Annotated in this window: 17 protein-coding genes; all 17 read left to right on the top strand. The window is 66.7% G+C overall.

Features of this window, described 5'->3' with window-relative positions; all coding sequences use genetic code 11:
* The first annotated feature begins 50 nt into the window (after positions 1 to 50).
* The 17 genes from HUO13_RS12125 (at position 51) to HUO13_RS12045 (ending at position 15,901) form a co-directional block, all read left to right on the top strand.
* Positions 51 to 1,412: a phage portal protein gene (locus HUO13_RS12125; RefSeq protein ID WP_211901487.1), complete on the top strand. Its 1,362-nt coding sequence runs from the start codon at positions 51 to 53 to the stop codon at positions 1,410 to 1,412.
* Positions 1,412 to 2,155, top strand: coding sequence for a hypothetical protein (locus HUO13_RS12120; RefSeq protein ID WP_211901486.1), 744 nt, complete (start codon positions 1,412 to 1,414; stop codon positions 2,153 to 2,155). The genes HUO13_RS12125 and HUO13_RS12120 overlap by 1 nt, the downstream gene beginning before the upstream one ends.
* The gene (locus HUO13_RS12115) at positions 2,152 to 3,924 is read left to right on the top strand and encodes a glycerophosphodiester phosphodiesterase (protein ID WP_211901485.1); all 1,773 of its coding nucleotides are present in this window, start codon (positions 2,152 to 2,154) and stop codon (positions 3,922 to 3,924) included. Before HUO13_RS12120 ends, HUO13_RS12115 begins: the two co-directional genes overlap by 4 nt.
* Before the next feature lie 72 nt (positions 3,925 to 3,996).
* On the top strand, positions 3,997 to 4,506 hold the full coding sequence (locus HUO13_RS12110; RefSeq protein ID WP_211901484.1) for a PspA/IM30 family protein: 510 nt from the start codon (positions 3,997 to 3,999) through the stop codon (positions 4,504 to 4,506).
* Between the two features lie 54 nt (positions 4,507 to 4,560).
* Positions 4,561 to 5,457, top strand: a complete 897-nt coding sequence (locus tag HUO13_RS12105) for a phage major capsid protein (protein WP_211901483.1) — start codon at positions 4,561 to 4,563, stop codon at positions 5,455 to 5,457.
* A gap of 153 nt (positions 5,458 to 5,610) precedes the next feature.
* Positions 5,611 to 5,982: a Gp19/Gp15/Gp42 family protein gene (locus tag HUO13_RS12100; RefSeq protein WP_211901482.1), complete on the top strand. Its 372-nt coding sequence runs from the start codon at positions 5,611 to 5,613 to the stop codon at positions 5,980 to 5,982.
* 10 nt (positions 5,983 to 5,992) lie between these two features.
* Positions 5,993 to 6,286 carry a hypothetical protein gene (locus HUO13_RS12095; RefSeq protein ID WP_211901481.1) on the top strand — a complete coding sequence of 98 codons (294 nt, stop codon included), beginning with the start codon at positions 5,993 to 5,995 and terminating at the stop codon, positions 6,284 to 6,286.
* 4 nt (positions 6,287 to 6,290) lie between these two features.
* Positions 6,291 to 6,626: an HK97 gp10 family phage protein gene (locus tag HUO13_RS12090; protein WP_211901480.1), complete on the top strand. Its 336-nt coding sequence runs from the start codon at positions 6,291 to 6,293 to the stop codon at positions 6,624 to 6,626.
* On the top strand, positions 6,623 to 7,006 hold the full coding sequence (locus HUO13_RS12085) for a hypothetical protein (protein ID WP_211901479.1): 384 nt from the start codon (positions 6,623 to 6,625) through the stop codon (positions 7,004 to 7,006). The genes HUO13_RS12090 and HUO13_RS12085 overlap by 4 nt, the downstream gene beginning before the upstream one ends.
* Positions 7,007 to 7,045: 39 nt before the next feature.
* A complete protein-coding gene (locus HUO13_RS12080; protein WP_211901478.1) occupies positions 7,046 to 7,702 on the top strand; it encodes a hypothetical protein in 657 nt (218 codons plus the stop codon).
* A gap of 72 nt (positions 7,703 to 7,774) precedes the next feature.
* Complete coding sequence (locus HUO13_RS12075; RefSeq protein WP_211901477.1) at positions 7,775 to 7,945, top strand: hypothetical protein; 171 nt, start codon at positions 7,775 to 7,777, stop codon at positions 7,943 to 7,945.
* A 31-nt stretch (positions 7,946 to 7,976) separates the two neighbouring features.
* Positions 7,977 to 8,294, top strand: coding sequence for a hypothetical protein (locus HUO13_RS12070; protein WP_211901476.1), 318 nt, complete (start codon positions 7,977 to 7,979; stop codon positions 8,292 to 8,294).
* 164 nt (positions 8,295 to 8,458) lie between these two features.
* Positions 8,459 to 8,797, top strand: a complete 339-nt coding sequence (locus tag HUO13_RS12065; RefSeq protein WP_211901475.1) for a hypothetical protein — start codon at positions 8,459 to 8,461, stop codon at positions 8,795 to 8,797.
* Between the two features lie 39 nt (positions 8,798 to 8,836).
* Entirely contained in the window at positions 8,837 to 12,430 is a 3,594-nt protein-coding gene (locus HUO13_RS12060; RefSeq protein ID WP_211901474.1) for a transglycosylase SLT domain-containing protein, read from the top strand.
* A gap of 110 nt (positions 12,431 to 12,540) precedes the next feature.
* Positions 12,541 to 13,410: a phage tail family protein gene (locus HUO13_RS12055; RefSeq protein WP_211901473.1), complete on the top strand. Its 870-nt coding sequence runs from the start codon at positions 12,541 to 12,543 to the stop codon at positions 13,408 to 13,410.
* Positions 13,411 to 13,441: 31 nt separating this feature from the next.
* The gene (locus HUO13_RS12050) at positions 13,442 to 14,701 is read left to right on the top strand and encodes a hypothetical protein (RefSeq protein WP_211901472.1); all 1,260 of its coding nucleotides are present in this window, start codon (positions 13,442 to 13,444) and stop codon (positions 14,699 to 14,701) included.
* A gap of 54 nt (positions 14,702 to 14,755) precedes the next feature.
* Positions 14,756 to 15,901 carry a hypothetical protein gene (locus tag HUO13_RS12045; RefSeq protein ID WP_211901471.1) on the top strand — a complete coding sequence of 382 codons (1,146 nt, stop codon included), beginning with the start codon at positions 14,756 to 14,758 and terminating at the stop codon, positions 15,899 to 15,901.
* Positions 15,902 to 15,985: the final 84 nt, after the last annotated feature.

Below are 15,985 nucleotides of genomic sequence, written 5' to 3'. Positions count from 1 at the left end.
TCCGGGGCGCACGCCCCTATCTGAACGGAGTGACGATGCCTGACGCACTGGTGTCGAAGATCGAGGAGCTGGAACACCGGCACGACGACAAGTCGTATCGGCTGTACGACACGTACTTCCGCTCCCAGTTCCGCCCACAGGCTCTTGGCCTGGCGGTCCCCCCGGAACTCGAGCACCTCCGCGTGGTCCTCGGTTGGCCGCGGCTGGTCGTCGAGGCTCTGGAGGAGCGGTTGACCGTGACCGGATTCCGCACCCGGTCGAGCAGCGACCCGAGCAACGAGGAGCTGGGCCGAATCTGGCGAGCCAACCAAATGGCCCAGTGGTCCACGGTGGCTCACACGGAGGCTCTCGTTCAGGGCCGCGCGTTCGTGTGCGTCGGCCCCAACGCCCGGGACCCGAAGACGCCGCGCATCACGGTGGAGTCCTCGCGGTACATGACGGTGGAGATTGACCCGCGCACGGGTGACATCGTCGCCGCTCTCCGCCTGTACGGGGAGGTCGACGACAAGCCGAACGCGGGACCCGAGTACTGCGCCCTGTACCTGCCCAACGTGACGCACTACTTCCGTCGCGGTCACGGCGGGTGGGTGCGGGACGGCGACCCGTTCGTTCACAACCTCGGAATGCCGGTCTTCCAGCTCACCAACCGCCTGTCGCTGGTCGACCGCAAGGGCGCCTCCGAGATCGCCGACGTGATCGACCTCGTGGACGCCGCCTGCCGCACCTTGACCAACCTGGGCGCCGCGGTCGAGACGTTGAGCTACCCGCAGAACTGGGTCCTCGGCGCGACTGAGGACGACTTCACGACCGCTGACGGCGAGCCGCTGTCGGAGTACGACGTTCGGATGGGGCGTCTTCAGCTTCTCACCAACGATCAGGCGAAGATTCAGCAGCTCTCCGCGGCCGACCTCCAGCAGTTCGTTGCGGTGATCTCGATGTTGGCGAAGCAGCTCGCATCGGTGACCGGCCTCCCCATGCACTACATGGGCGCTACGGGCGAGACCAACCCGACGTCGGCAGACGCGATCCGCTCTGGCGAGGCTCGCCACGTCAAGCGCGCGGAGCGCCGCATTGCCTCGTTCGGCGCGACCTGGACTCAGGTAATGGAGCTGGCGGCCCGTATCGCCGGCGTCCCTGCCGATGACATCGAGGTCACGTGGTCGGACCCGGCGACCCCGACCGTCGCCCAGCAGGCCGATGCCGTCGTGAAGCTCGTCGCCACCCGCGCCGCGGACGGCCGTTCGGTCATCCCGCTGGAGTTCGCCCGTCGCCGCCTCGGTTACACCCCCGATGAGATCGAGGAGATGGCCGAGCTCGAAGGCAACGACCCGCTGTCCCGCTTCCTGGCTTTGAGCGGCCCGGAAGTTCCCGCACCGACGACCCCTGAGGGTGACACGACCGAGGAGGCGTGATGAGCCTTTCCTCGTTCTACAGCGCACAGCGCGCGATCCTCGGCCCCCTGATCGACGCGGCGTTGCGGCTTCTCGGCCTGTCTGCTGGGAAGCCGCTCTCGCCCCAGCAGCGGCGCGACCTCGTGACGATCCTGACGGAGTCGGCGAACGGCGCCCGAGACAAAGCGTCCGCGCTCGCCTTCGAGCTCTACGAGGAGCTTCGTCCCAGCGACGCGGACCCGTTCGGCCGGCCGCCGGTCATCAACCCGATGCCAGAGCGCTACTTCGAGAAGGTTCTCTCCACGTACCTCGATGACCTGGAGTCCGAGGACAACAACCGGGCCGCGGTCACCCGCATCACCCAGGCCGCGGCGAGCACGGTTGAGAACGCCTCTCGCGAGACGATCCAGGCTGCAACTCGCATCGACCCCGTGGCTGTGCGCTGGGCGCGCGTCCTGACCGGCGTGGAGTCGTGTGGCTTCTGCGCGATGCTTGCTGCCCGCGGTGCGGACTACCGGACCGAGACCTCCGCCGGCGGCAACAACGACTGGCACCCCGGGTGTGACTGCCTCGTGGTCCCGGTCTTCCGCGGGCACGAGACCGAATGGCCTGGCTACGCGGAGTCTCAGAAGCTCGCCCAGTTCTGGGCTGACAAGACCTCGGGGCACCGAGGCAAGGACGCCTTGCGCGAGTTCAAGCGCGTGTTCGCCTCCGAGGACCCGACTTCGTACTCCCCGATCACAACTGAAGGGACCGCCCGATGACCGCCCCCGTTCCCGAGTGGGGTACCTGCCGCATCCGGGGCCAGTGGGTTGACCTCACGGGCAACCCGATCCAGGGCCGAGTGACCTTCACTGCGAGCCCGAGCGTCCTGCTCGCCGTGGAGTCTCAGAAGATCATCCTTCCGGTCCCCCGCACGGTCGACCTGGACTCGTTCGGTCGGATCGACGTCGTCCTTCCCGCGACGGATGACCCGGACATCAATCCGGTCGACTGGACCTACACAGTCCAGGAGATTTTCACCGCGGCCAAGGGCCGCACGTACTCGATCGCTGCACCGGTCGACGGGGACTTGAACCTCGTCTCGGTCGCCCCCGGTTCACCGTCCAACGGCTCGACGATCATCGTCGGACCCAAGGGGGACAAGGGGGACGCGGGCGACTTCCTCGGCGAGCGGATCACCGTCGCCGAGTGGGAAGCGACCCGCCCGTCCCCGTACTTCCTGGCGCACCGCGGTTCCGGTGACATCTACCCGGAGAACTCTCTCGAAGCCTTCGAGCACGCGATCCGCTCCGGCGCCACGGCTATGGAGGTCTCCTGTGGGATGACCGCAGACGGCCACCTCGTCGTCATGCACGACCTGAACTTCGACCGCACGACCAACGCCACGGGTCCTGTGTCGTCGGTGCCCAGCACCGCATTGCCGGCGGTTCGCATCACGAAGATGACCCAGACCGGTAGTTGGACTGCGGACAATGCCCCTCGCGTGGTTCTCCTGGAGGACGTCTTTCGCCGGTACGGCGGGCAGGTTGTCATGTTCCTCGAAGCCAAGCTTGACGCCGCGTACCCCGCGATGATGGAACTCGTCGAGCGTTACGGACTTCAGGACTACACGGTGGTGAAGGCGTTCTACACCTCCGGGCGCATCGCCGCGGCGAAGGCTGCCGGGTACAAGGTGTTCGGCTACTTCGGCACGAAGGCCGAGATGACCGCCGGCAATATCGATTCGCTGGTTCAGGCCGGCGTTGACTACCTCGGAGTCCCGTACTTCGACGGGAACATTCTCACCCCGATGCCTGACGAGGTCGTGGCGTCCGCCGTTGACACAGGCATTCCGGTGCTCATGTACCCGCTTCACCGCCGTTGCGACGTCGCTCCGAACGCCGCCCGCGGTGTCGCCGGCTTCATCACCTCCGGGTACGGCTACGTCAACACCCATGACGCGATCACGACTCGCGACGCATGGTGGTCGGGCCGCACGGAACCGGGGCAGCTCACGCTGGACCAGTCAGGAGCGGCCTACGCCCCGAAGTGGGTGTCGCCGAACGTTCTCCGGCTGGACCGGGTCGGGCGCCACTTCATCAGCCTGGGCCAGATGTCCCCGCTCGACAACGCCACCGGCAGCTACCAGATCGACTTTGAGGCGTGCTGGTCGACGCTGCCAGCGGACCTGACGACCAATCTCACGTTGGCGTTCGGCCGTGTGGATGACGAGTACTACGAACACCAGTACGCGCACGGCAACGGATACCACGCCGTTCACCGCCCGAACGGGCAACTCCAGCTCTACAGCCACGTGCACGGCTCCGCCGGCGGAACTCAACTCGGGTCCACCGCCACCACGGCCGCCGCTGGCGCGGGCACCTGGATGCAGTTCCGTCTGAACGTGACCCCGACAGGGATCACTTGGCAACGCCTCGACTCGGCCGGCTCGGTCACCTCGACCAACACCGATCACCGCGGCGGATACCTGCACATCGGCAAGAGCTCCACTGACGGAGTCCTGGACTTCCGGAACTTCGTCATCACCTGATCCATCTTCCCCGCGCCGGACGCGGGGGTTCGCACCACCCAACAACGAGCCCTCCGGGAGGGACGTAGCGCTATGTCCGAAATCAACGAAACCCCCGTCGAGTCTGCCGGACAGACCGAGACGACCAGCGGCGACGAGCGGAGCCCCGAGTTTTACGAGCGGGAGCTCGAACGCGCGCGTAAGGATGCGGCCAAGTACCGCGAGCGCGCGAAGACCGCCGCTGAGGAAGCCGAGACCAAGCTCCGCCAGGAGTTCGCCACTCGCGAGGGCGAACTGACCGCGCGGATTGAGGAGCTGACCGCCCAGGTTGGCGCCGCTGAGGTCAAGGTCTCCGAGACCGAGCGTGCAGCGACGAAGCTGCGCCTCGCGGTCGAGAACGGCGTACCTGCCGACAAGATCGACGTGTTCACGAAGCGCCTGGTTGGTGACAACGCCGACGAGCTCGCCGCGGACGCGAAGTCGCTCGCGGAGTTCTTCGGCCCGGCGAGTGTGCAGGAAGACCGCTCGCAGGGTAGCGGCGCAGTGCCGCTGAACAGCCCCACGCTTCTCCAGATGATCGAGCGCAAGCTCGGTTCGCGCTGATCCACGTTCTGACACAAACGCGGATCACTCCCTCCCGAGAATAGGAACCCCCGCATGTACACCTCGGACTTCTCTGAGTTCCTGAAGCCCGCCGAGATCGACGCCATCTTCGAGCAGACCCGCCGCAAGAGCGTCGTCCAGCAACTCGCCCGCCAGGTCACCATGGGCCAGCACGGGACCAACATCCCCGTGTGGACCGGCAAGCCGACCGCCGGTTTCGTGGACGAGGGCGCCGTGAAGCCCACGAGCGAGGTCTCGGCGACCGTCAAGAAGATGGTCCCGCACAAGATCGCCGTCATCGTCCCGGTCTCGGCCGAGCTCGTGCGCGCCAACCCGCTGGGTGTCATCCAGCACGCCCAGGCCGACATGGTCGAGGCTCTAGCCGTCGCGTTCGACAACGCGGTTCTGCACGGCGTCAACTCGCCGTACGCGAACGACCTGTCGGACGTCACCCAGACCGCGGAGATGGACACCAACGGAGCCGGCGCTTACGCCTCGTTCAACGGCATCCTGCGGACCCTGGTCACCAACGGCAAGAAGCTGACCGGCTTCGCGCTGGACTCGGTCGTCGAGCCGGACCTGAACATCGCCGTGGACGGCACCGGCAAGTCCATCTTCGTCGAGTCCGCCACTGACGTGAACGACGTGGTTCGCCAGGGTCGCCTGCTGGGCCGCCCGACGTTCCTCAGCGACAACCTGAAGAACGCCGCGGGCACCATCGTGGGCTTCGCCGGCGACTGGTCTCAGATCATCTGGGGTCAGGTGGCCGCGATCCAGGTTGACGTCACCGACCAGGCCACCATCGAGCTGTCCGGCGCCGGCGGGACTCTGAACCTCTGGCAGCGCAACATGCTCGCGCTCCGTGCGGAGGTCGAGTACGGCGTCCTGATCAACGACCTGAACAGCTTCGTGAAGATCCAGGCCAACGACCCGGCGACCCCGGCAGCCTGACCTGACTGGCAGGGGGCGTCTTCGGGCGCCCCCTCGCCCTGAACCTTGGAGGTAATCCCGTGAAGCGACTTCGCTACGCGGACGGGGCGACGGTCACGGTCTGCGAAGAGTTCGCCGAACGCATGCTCCGCGCAGGCTGGCAGGAGGTGACCAATGGCGACGGCGACCCCGCAGGACGTAGAGAGCCGGCTCGGAAGACCGTTCGAGGACGGCGAAGCGGAACGAGCGGCGACGCTCCTAAGCGACGTCGAGCTCCTGATTCAAAGCCGGCTGAGTGACCTGACGTCGGTTGACCCCGGCTTGCTCGTCATGGTCGAGGCGACCGCAGTCGCCCGAGTTCTCCGCAACCCTGACGGAATCCGCGAGCAGAACGCGGAGTCGTTCGGCTACACGCTGGACACCCGCGTCGCGAGTGGCTACCTGACGGTGCTCGATACCGAGTGGCGCCTCCTGGGCGTCCGCCGCGGGTACGGCTCCATCCCGATGAAGTTCCGGACGGTGACCGATGCGCCTTGCACATGGTGAGACCGTCACGGTGACCCGCTACGGCACCAACCCGCACGGCGAACAGACGGTGATCTCCGAGCATGAGGTCCCGCACTGCGCGATCGTCATCCGGTCGAGCGCCGAACCGCTGAACCTTCGGTCCGAAGTCGTGACCACGGCGACTCTCCTCGCCCCCTACGGCGCGGATATCCGTGAGACGGACCGCGTCACGCAGGCGAACGGCACCCGGTGGGACGTCGTCGGAAAGCCGGCGGACGTCAAGTCCCCCTTGACCGGGTGGCGCCCGGGTCAACGCTCGACGCTCCAGCACGTGAGCGGGTGATCGCGTGGCCCGATACCGCCCCAATCACAAGGGGATCGCCGCGTACCTCCGCAGTTCGGAACTCGCGGACGTCACGAAGGCCATCGCCGAAGACGTCGCCCGCCGCGCACGCGAGAAGGCGCCCCGCTCGAACAACCCCGAAGACGGCCATTACGCGGACGGAATCACTGTCGAACGAGACGACTCCGCCGGCGCCAAGGGTGACCGGGTCGGCTTCAACGTCGTGGCGACGCAAGGTCACCCGACGCTCGTGGAGTGGGGCCGCAAGCCTGGCAACGGGAGCCCCGGCTACCCGGGCCAACACGTCATGCGCGATGCCGCCAAGGAGGTGACCGAGTGAAGACGTTCCCCGACGTCGAGGAATGGCTGATCGCCTACCTCGGAGACGTTGCCCCGGTCTACACGGTCACCCCCGCGCAGATCAACGGGACGGTAATCCAGGTCAACCGCGTAGGCGGTTCCTCGGACCTGATCACGGACCGCCCCCGCGTCGAGATCGCAGTCTACGTCCCGGAGGGCGCCGAGTCCTCTGCTCGCGCGGAGGCGTGGCGCATCACCGAGATCATCCGCAACCGCATCGACGAGGCTCGCGGGAAGGTCGCCGGCGGGAAGCTGTGCGACAACGGGCGAATCGACAACCCGCCCCAGCTCCGCCCGGACGCGAACACCTCTCTTCGGCTGGTCGTGACGACGGTTCAACTGTCGTTCCGCCGCCAGTAGTCACGTTAAAACACAAACGCGTTCCGGAAGGGACCTTTCATGTCTCTCGACACCATCAAGCAGAAGCAGTCGGATCTGATCCGCAAGAGCCTGGACGCCGCGGTCTTCGTCGCGCCCTACTCGGCGACCCTGCCGACCGCTCTCACCGACGCGACCGGCGCCATTCAGCCGCTCCCCGCCGGGTACGTCGACCTGGGCCACCTGTCCCAGGACTCCGGCGCCTCGTTCGCGCGTGAGTCGGAGGTCTCCGAGGTTCTGGCCCTGGGGTCGCTGACCCCGGTCCGTCGTGATGTCACCTCGAACAGCTCGACGCTGACCGTCGTCGCCCTGGAGACCAACAAGACCACGCTGGAGCTGTACACGGGCGTTGCCCTGGACTCCGTCACGGGCGCGGTCGGCAGCGGCGAGGTTTCGTTCGCCGAGGCGAACCGCCCGGCGCTGAAGTACTACCGCGTGCTGACCGTCGCGCAGGACGGCGACACCGGCAGCGAGATCTATATCGGTCGCCTGTTCACCCGCGCCTCGGTGACTGAGGTCGGAGAGGTCACCGCGTCCGCGGAAGACCCGATCCAGTACGAGATCACGTTCGCCACCTCGCCCGACGACGAGGCCGGTTACGCCGTGAAGCACTTCTTCGGCGGCCCCGGCTGGCTGGCCCTGCTGGAAGACGCCGGTTTCACCCAGGCTGGCGCCTGACGTCTTGAGGGGGTCGGGCATCCGGGCACCGACCCCCTCTTCTACCTCGCCCGGAGAGAACGGAGATCCCGCGTGAGCATCGAAGTCCGCCGGATCGCTGACGGAGCGGTCATCCCCGTGGCCACCCCGTCCGCGGCCAACGACCTGGTTGCCAACGGCGTTGCCGTCCCGGTGGCCCCGAAGGTCCGCACGCACAACCGCCCCAAGCGCGCCGAAGAGGCTCCCGCCGAGTCGGCCGAGTAATCACCCCACAAAGTCCCGGAAGGCTTTCAACATGTCCAAGATCGGCAAGCTGTCCGAGCTCCGTAAGTCCGCCGCTGCGAAGGCCGGCGCGAAGGTCCACCCCTACACCCTCGACCTGGGCGAGGAGACCGTCACCATCAACCCGCCCGGTGCCCGTGCGCTGGTCATGCTCAAGCGTGCCTCCGAAGACCCGATGGAGGTTCTCGAGCTGTTGGCCGGCGAGCACGCGGAGAAGATCCTCGACGCGATTGCCGATGACGGCATCGAGGTCTTCAACGCCCTGCTGGACGACATGTTGAAGTCCTTCGGGATGAGCAACGGCGAGGAGTCGGACCCTACCGAGCGGTAAGCACCTTCTGTGAGGCTGCTTACCTCCTCGACCGGTACGGGGCAGAGCTGGAGTACGACTTTCTGACTCTGCTCCGTATCGACCTCGCTGAGTTCTTCAACGGCGAGCGCGGGTGGCTTCAGTTCCTCCGACTCGCCTACGAGCTCCCCCGCGACTCCCGCTTCATGGCCGCGTGGCACTCCGACCCGGAGGCCGCCCGCGAGTACATCCGTCAGCACCCAGAAGTGCTGGACTCAGAGTCCAAGAAGCCGGGCGCCGCCGTCCGCGATCTGTCCGACTGGTCCCCCACCGTCGAGTTGCTGACCACGCTCGTGAACGAAATCCGCGGGTACCGGGCCGACTACGCCTTCGTCAGTGCGCAGGGCAAGGGTGGCCGGCGAAAGCCGGACCTTCTTCCCGGACCCCGTTCGGCGCTGGAAGCGGAGATCGCACGCCAGAAGCAAGACCGGCTTGCCCCGATGCGGCGAGCCTTCGTTCCCGTTCCCCCTGTCCGGAAGGACTGACCCATGTTCACGACCTCGCCGGAAAGGGGGTGATTCCAGATGGCTCGTTACACCGCTGGCACCGTCGAGGCCCGGGTGACTCCTGACCTCGACGGTTTTCACAAGACGATGGCGAAGGCGACCCGGGCCACGAAGGTAACCGTCGACATCGACACGTCCGCGGCTCAAGCCAAGATCGAGGCGCTGACTCGAGCCCACAGGGTGAAGCTCGACGTCGAGATAGACACGGCGAAGACGAAGACTCGACTCGCGGGCCTGGTCCGCCAACTCGACGGTCCCACGCGCAGCCTCCGAACGCTGGTTGCCGCGGCCTCGCAGGCCGCTGTCGCGCTCGTTGCGCTGGGCGGAGCCGCAAACGCGATCGGCGGTCTCGGTGCTGCTCTCGCCGCCGCCTCCGGCGCTGCTCTACTGCTGCCGGGAGCTATCGGCGCTGGAATCGCCGTCGCCGGAGCCCTGAAGTTGGCGTTCGCCGGCGTCGGTGACGCCATGAAGGCCATCGTCGAAGGCGACGCAAAGAAGCTCGAAGCGGCCCTTGCGGGTCTCGCCCCGTCCGCCCGCGAATTCGTTCGCGCGGTCGCAGAGATGCGTAGCCGCTTCGTCGAGCTACAACAGAGCGTCCAGGGCGCCGCGTTCCGCGACCTCGCGGCCCCGTTCCGAGAGATGGCGACCGCGGTCCTGCCCACCCTCAAGACCGGACTGACCGGCATCGCGGAGGAGTTCAATACGATCGCTCGCCGGTCGCTGCTGTTCTTCACGCAGACCGGCGTCATCCGCGACATGGGCGCGATGTTCGAGAGCACGCGAGTCATCGTGCGCAACCTCGGCGACGCCTTCACCCCCATGTTGCGCGCCTTTACGACCATCGCTGCTGTCGGCCTCCCGATCCTCGCGGAGCTGACGGGCGGTCTCGGCGCCTCGGCTCGCGAGTTCGCGAGCTTCATCGCGCAGGCCGGCGCAAACGGTCAGCTCGAAGAGTGGATTCGCAACGGCCTGTCTGCCCTTCAGATGATGGGTCAGGTTCTCCAGAACATCGGCGTCATCATCTACGAGGTCTTCAGCTCCGCGACGACGAACTCCGCGTCGTTCCTGACAGTCCTCCGGGACGCCACGGATCAGATCCGCCTGTTCGTCCAGAGCGCGCAGGGTCAGGAGTTCCTGAACACGATCTTCACGGCTCTACGGGACACGGTTCACGCGCTGGCACCTGGTGTGGCTGTCCTCCGAGACGTCTTGGTCAACCTGGTCTCGGCTGTCGGACCGAGCCTGCCCGGCATCGGAACCGCGTTCAGCAACATCGTCAACGCGCTGAAGCCGTTCGCGGACATCCTCACTGGGCTGGTCTCGTTCGTTCTCCCCGGTCTGACCTGGTTCCTGACCAACGTTGGCCCGTGGCTGGCTGCGATGCTCGTACCGACGCTGGCCGTGATCGGCGCCTATAAGGCGTGGATCGCGGTCACCACGGCGTTGAAGATCGCTCAGGTGGCGCTGAACGCCGCCTGGACGGCCAACCCGATCGGCCTGATCATCACCGCGATTGCCGCTCTGGTCGGAGCCCTGATCTACGCGTACAACAACGTCGGGTGGTTCAAGGACTTCGTTGATGCGGCCTTCAAGGTCATCGGTGATGTTGCGGTCTGGCTGTGGGAAAACGCCCTTAAGCCCGTGTTCGGGTGGATCGCTGAGGGCTGGGACCTGCTGATGATCGGAATGAGTTGGGTCTGGGAGAACATCCTTCGACCCGCGTGGGACGCGATCAGCTCGCACGTCACGTGGATGTGGGAGAACGTGCTCCGGCCGGTCTTCGACTTCATCGGTCGCGCGTGGGAGGCTCACCTCCTCGCGATGCAACTCATGTGGGAGACGGTTCTCCGTCCCGTGTGGGACGCCCTGTCAGCCGCGGCTCGGTGGATGTGGAACAACGTTCTCAAGCCCGTCTTCGACTCGATCGGCTTCGGCTGGTCCGCCTTGCTGAACGGCATCCGGTGGGTCTACGACAACGTTCTGAAGCCCTGCTTCGACGCCGTAGGCCGCGCCGTCCACGAAGTCGGAGTCGCGTTCGATCGTGCGGTGAAGTGGATTGGCGACATCTGGAACACGATTAAGGGCATCCTGGCGAAGCCGATCAACTTCATGATCGATGTCGTCTACAACGGCGGCATTAAGCGTGCATGGGACACAGTCGCCGGCTGGCTGAACCTCCCGCCGCTCCCGAAGCTGGAACGCATCCAGGAGTTCGCAACCGGTGGTGCCGTCCGCGACGCTACGGGCGGTGGCCGGGTTCCGGGGGTGGGCAACAAGGACACCGTTCCTGCGATGCTCATGCCCGGCGAGTACGTGATCTCCAAGAAGGTCGTCCGGCAGTGGGGTATAGACAACATTCATGCCGCCCACTCCGCGGCCCGCGCCGGCAGCCGGGTTGGACCCGAAGGTCTTATGCAGCGCTTCGCCACTGGCGGCCGTGTCGAGGAGGCGAAGAAGTTCGCCCGCTCCCAGCACGGCAAGCCCTACCAGTGGGGTGGCACCGGCAACCCCTCGTACGACTGCTCCGGCTTCATGTCGGCGATTCACAACGTGCTCGTCGGTCGCCCGCCGAACTCGCGCCGCTACACCACGGCCGCGTTCGCCGGCGGTCGCCCTGCCGGTGGCTTCGTCCGCGGCCTGTCTTCCGCCTTCACCATCGGCGTCCAGACCGGCCACATGGGCGGCACGCTCGACGGGATGAACGTCGAGTCGTCCGGCGGCAACGGCGTGCAGGCCGGCGGGCGAGCCCGCGGTACGACCTCGTTCCCGTGGCAGTTCAGCCTGCCGGAGGTCGGAGGACAGTTCGTCGACGGCGGTCAGGGTGGCGCGTTCAACCCGCTGTGGTGGATCGTCGACCTGATCAACGGTGCGCGTAACGTCGCCAAGGGCGCCGTCTCCACCTTGGTCAACGGCTTGATGCCGGGTCCGGAGTCGGGATGGAAGCTCGCCGCCAAGGGCGTTCCGAACAAGGTCATCGACGGCATCGCCGATTTCGTGATCTCGAAGGTTGGCCCCGCGGGGTCCGCCGGCGACGTGAGCGGGATCAGCGGCCCCGTGGTCGACCAGGTCCGCCAGGTCGCCGCCCGCTTCGGGTGGGACCAGGGTCCGGAGTGGGAAGCGCTCGCGAGGATCATCCAGAAGGAAAGCTCATGGAACCCGAACGCGGCGAACCCGAGCTCCTCGGCTCGTGGTCTCTTCCAGAAGATGACCAGCGTCCACGGTCCAGTCGAGTCCACCGCAGCCGGTCAGGCCGCGTGGGGTCTTGACTACATCCGCGGTCGCTACGGCTCTCCGTCGCGCGCGTTGTCTCATCACAACGCGGTCGGCTGGTACGCCAAGGGCGGCCCGGTCGTGCGGCCCTCGCTGTTCGACAACGGCGGCATCCTGCCCCCGACGCCGAACGGCTACGGCCTGTACGCGAACCACTCCGGCCGTAATGAGGCCGTGCTCACCAACGAGCAGATGGGTTGGCTCCGCGGTGCTGCCGACAACGGCGCGAGCGGCCCCCCGGTGACGGTGAACAACAACATCGAAACCCGGGTCGACGCATCGCCGGAGGCAATCGCGCAGGCCACCACCCGTTACGCACGTCGCGCATTCCGCGGTGCGTAGTCCCGAGAGTGCGGGGTCGGAACACCACCGGCCCCGCACCTTCGCACCCGCGACAACGAAACGAGGCGCCTGTGTACGGCCGTAACGAATGGCAGCTCGATTGGTTCGTGATGAACCGCCCGCAGTCCAGCTATGAAGCCTGGCTTCAGTCCGAAGACGGCGGGTGGTCGTCCCCGCCCGCGGTCAGCACGAAGACGGGCAGGGTCAACGCTCACGGCGCGGTCGTCTCGCCCGTGTGGAAGGACGCCCGCTCGATCACCCTCGAAGGCCGCGCCTACGCCCCGAGCGACGCCGCGGTGAAGATGCTCGCCGCGTACCTCAAGGGCATCTGCGCCGACCCGAACAAGACATACCGCCTGAGCTCGAAGACCGAAATCGGCGAGATCGAGTGCCAGGTGAAGCTTGACGGCCCGGTCCTGATCGACTCCGGAGACGACTTCTCCAGCTCGATCACCTTCTCGATCCAACTCGTCGCCCCGGACCCGCGGCTGTACCGCTCCGAGTGGCAGACGATGGCGACCGGACTGCCTCGGGATACCACCGGCGGACTCGACTTCTCCGACCCAGGACTCGACTTCTCCGACCCAGGACTCCAGTTCGGTACGAGCAGCACTCAGACCGGTTTTGTGGTCCTGCGCAACACGGGCACGGCTCCCGCTCCGGTCGTCTTCACGCTCCGAGGCCCGCTGACCAACCCCTCTATCACGACCACGGTCGACGGCGAGTCGTACACGATGAAGTACAACGACACGCTGACCGAGGGCGAGTTCGTGGTCATCAACCCCGAGCACCCTTCCGTCCTGCTGGGCGGCACCGCGTCCCGTCGCGAGCTGCTCAACCCCGCTGACTTCCGGGGCTTCTACGTCCCTCCCGCCGTCCCCTACGGCCCGCCGGGTGAACTCCGCGTCGGCCTGATCCACGAGGGCGCGTTCACCGAAACCGGGACCCTCACCGCGGAGTGGCGGTCCGCGTCGTGGTGACCCCCTTGACTCAACCTCGGAGTGTGAACCCGTGCCAACCCTGAAGCAGACCGCCGTGTCCCCGGTCGACCCCTGGGCCGTGCAGGAGAAGATCAGTACGAGTGACGCGCGCTACGCGCTCGCCTCGACTCTGATGCCGGCGAGCGACTCGTCCTTCATCGAGTACGTGTCGGGCGTCATGGCGTCTGGCGACGGTGGCGACACGCACATGGCCGCGAAGGTCCAGCCGGCCGGCGGGATGAACGTCACTGTCGAGCCCGCCAACATCGTGATCAACACGGAGAACTCCGGCCCGTACATGGGTGTGGTCTACGAGCAGGAGACCCTGACCCTGGCTCCCGCGTCGTCTTCGGCCAACCGGATGGACGTCGTGATCGCCCGCATCCACGACGACCTGAACCCCGCACTCGGCAGCCCCGCCGGCGAGCGCAAGCTCACGATCGAGCTGTGGACCGGTGACGACGTGACCGGCGTCCCCGCTACCCCCACGCTGCCTGTGTCCGCCGGCTGGCACCCACTCGCCTACATCACGGTGAACTCGGGCACCACCACCATCACCGAGGCCATGATCCGCGACGCTCGCGGTCCGGGTCTGGTGACCCGTGGCGGTATCCGCCCGTTCTACGGTGCAGACGCCTCGACCGCCGGCGCGCACTTCTCGGCTCCGGGCGCCTACCCGGGCGAGCAGCGATGGATGCACACCAACGGGTTCCAGCACCAGATTTTCTACGGCGACAACGGCGACCCCGCCCGCTCCGGGTGGCGTGGCGTCAACAACATGCTGGTCTACAACGCCAACTCCCAGCGAGACCCGAACTCCTGGGTCCGCGGCTGGCAGACGCTCGCGACCATCACGTCCATCACGATCCCCTACCCGGGGACCCCGTTCATGGTCGAGCCGACCGGGCGCGTCGCCGCTGAAATCAGCATCGACTGCGCGATTGAGTTCGGTATCGCGGTGGGTAGCGCGGGTGGAAAGCGGATCAACTGGTCTCGCGTGTCGACCTCGCGGGACGGCCTGTCGCATGACCCGAACCTCGACACCTCGTGGTCAGTCACGATTCCCGGGGTCGTCTACGGCCCGTTCTACGACACCACGACGATCGTCCTGTACTCGTACAACTGGGCTGTGAACGGCTCCGCTCTCCGTGGCTGGTCGCACGGCGGCGTCCCGGCGAATCACACCCTGCTTCAGGTGAAGGTCACCCCCTCCACCGTGCAGCCGCCGAACGACTCGACGAACGACGGTTCGGGCGACGACCTCCCGGACAAGACGCCCTCTGGCCCGTAGCCGCTCGCGGGTGGGTCACCACATGGCCCACCCGCTCACGCCCGGAAGGCTCTCATGACCAATCTGAAGCAGTGGCGCGTCCTGGTTGCGCGCACCGTAGACGGGGCTGTCGTCGCCGACGTCCGCCCGTCCGAGTTCCCGACGTTCTCCCGCGAGATCAACGCCGCCGGCTCCTGGGGCGTGACACTCCAGCTCGACGACCCGAGCAACGTACACGTCGACTTCCGGTCGCTCGCGACCTCGGTCCGCTACTCGTGGGCGGTCTGCTACGGCGACTTCGTCTGCCAGGCCGGTCCCGTCACCACCTACGGCATTGACGAAGCCTCGCGCACGCTCACAGTGGGTGGCGCCGGCATCGGCGTGCTGTTCGATCGCCGGATCATGCGCAACCCCAACGGACACACGGCGATCGTGGACCCGAGTGAGGACATCGCGTACGCCAGTTACTCGATCCGCGGTCTCGTCCGCGACATGGTGGCGCTCAACATCGCGCAGCCTGGCTACGAACTTCCGATCGACATCGATACGGACTCGGTCACGGGCAACCACTCGGGCACGCACCACGCCTACGAACTGAAGTCGGTCGCCGACCTCATGGACCAGTTCGCCGACAACGCCGAACGCTGCGAGTACGAGTTCGCGCCCTACCTTGCCAACGGAGGAACGCACGTCCGGTGGGAGCTCCGGGTGAAGTCCCCGGGACTCGGTGACCCGGACACCCCCGCGGTCTGGGATTCTCACGGCGCCCTTGGCCCCGTCGCAGTCGACGGAGACGGCTCCGCTGCGACCGCAACTCGAGTGTGGGTCAAGGGGTCCGGCTCCGACCGCGGTCTGCTGACCGGCTTCGCCGAAGACGCCACCCTGTACGCAGACGACTACCCCGGTCTTGACTACGTCGACACAGAGCATTCCAGCGTGACCGAGCAGGCGACCCTGGAGTCTTACGCGGACACCGCGCTCGCCGCCTTCCGCTACCCGCTCGAAACGTGGTCGACGGACATCCGCATCGACGGACTGACCTCCGCCGGCGTGCGCGTCTCCCCCGAGCTCGGAACCTGGAACCTGGGCGACGCCCCGTGGTTCGCCGTGCAGGGGCACTCGTGGATTCCGGACGGCATGTACCGCCGGCGCATCGTCGCCTTCTCCAGCAGCAGCCAAGACCGGGTGAAGCTCACCCTCCAGGAAGAGGAGCCCGCCTGATGCCTCGTTGGACGCCCCCGGGCCAAGACGACGTCGTTGCCCGCCTTGCCCGCCTGGAGAAGCAGATCGCGGAGCAGTCCCGCG

It is taken from the genome of Saccharopolyspora erythraea (assembly GCF_018141105.1).
GTDB lineage: Bacteria > Actinomycetota > Actinomycetes > Mycobacteriales > Pseudonocardiaceae > Saccharopolyspora_D > Saccharopolyspora_D erythraea_A.
This window is presented reverse-complemented; position numbering and strand designations above follow the sequence as displayed.

Bases quoted from the DNA above. Each gene is read 5' to 3' on its own strand.
- HUO13_RS12055 (WP_211901473.1), top strand. From the start codon at position 12,541: ATGAACCGCCCGCAGTCCAGCTATGAAGCCTGGCTTCAGTCCGAAGAC.
- HUO13_RS12060 (WP_211901474.1), top strand. From the start codon at position 8,837: ATGGCTCGTTACACCGCTGGCACCGTCGAGGCCCGGGTGACTCCTGAC.
- HUO13_RS12070 (WP_211901476.1), top strand. From the start codon at position 7,977: ATGTCCAAGATCGGCAAGCTGTCCGAGCTCCGTAAGTCCGCCGCTGCG.
- HUO13_RS12100 (WP_211901482.1), top strand. From the start codon at position 5,611: ATGGCGACGGCGACCCCGCAGGACGTAGAGAGCCGGCTCGGAAGACCG.
- HUO13_RS12110 (WP_211901484.1), top strand. From the start codon at position 3,997: ATGTCCGAAATCAACGAAACCCCCGTCGAGTCTGCCGGACAGACCGAG.
- HUO13_RS12080 (WP_211901478.1), top strand. From the start codon at position 7,046: ATGTCTCTCGACACCATCAAGCAGAAGCAGTCGGATCTGATCCGCAAG.
- HUO13_RS12105 (WP_211901483.1), top strand. From the start codon at position 4,561: ATGTACACCTCGGACTTCTCTGAGTTCCTGAAGCCCGCCGAGATCGAC.
- HUO13_RS12115 (WP_211901485.1), top strand. From the start codon at position 2,152: ATGACCGCCCCCGTTCCCGAGTGGGGTACCTGCCGCATCCGGGGCCAG.
- HUO13_RS12120 (WP_211901486.1), top strand. From the start codon at position 1,412: ATGAGCCTTTCCTCGTTCTACAGCGCACAGCGCGCGATCCTCGGCCCC.
- HUO13_RS12065 (WP_211901475.1), top strand. From the start codon at position 8,459: ATGGCCGCGTGGCACTCCGACCCGGAGGCCGCCCGCGAGTACATCCGT.
- HUO13_RS12045 (WP_211901471.1), top strand. From the start codon at position 14,756: ATGACCAATCTGAAGCAGTGGCGCGTCCTGGTTGCGCGCACCGTAGAC.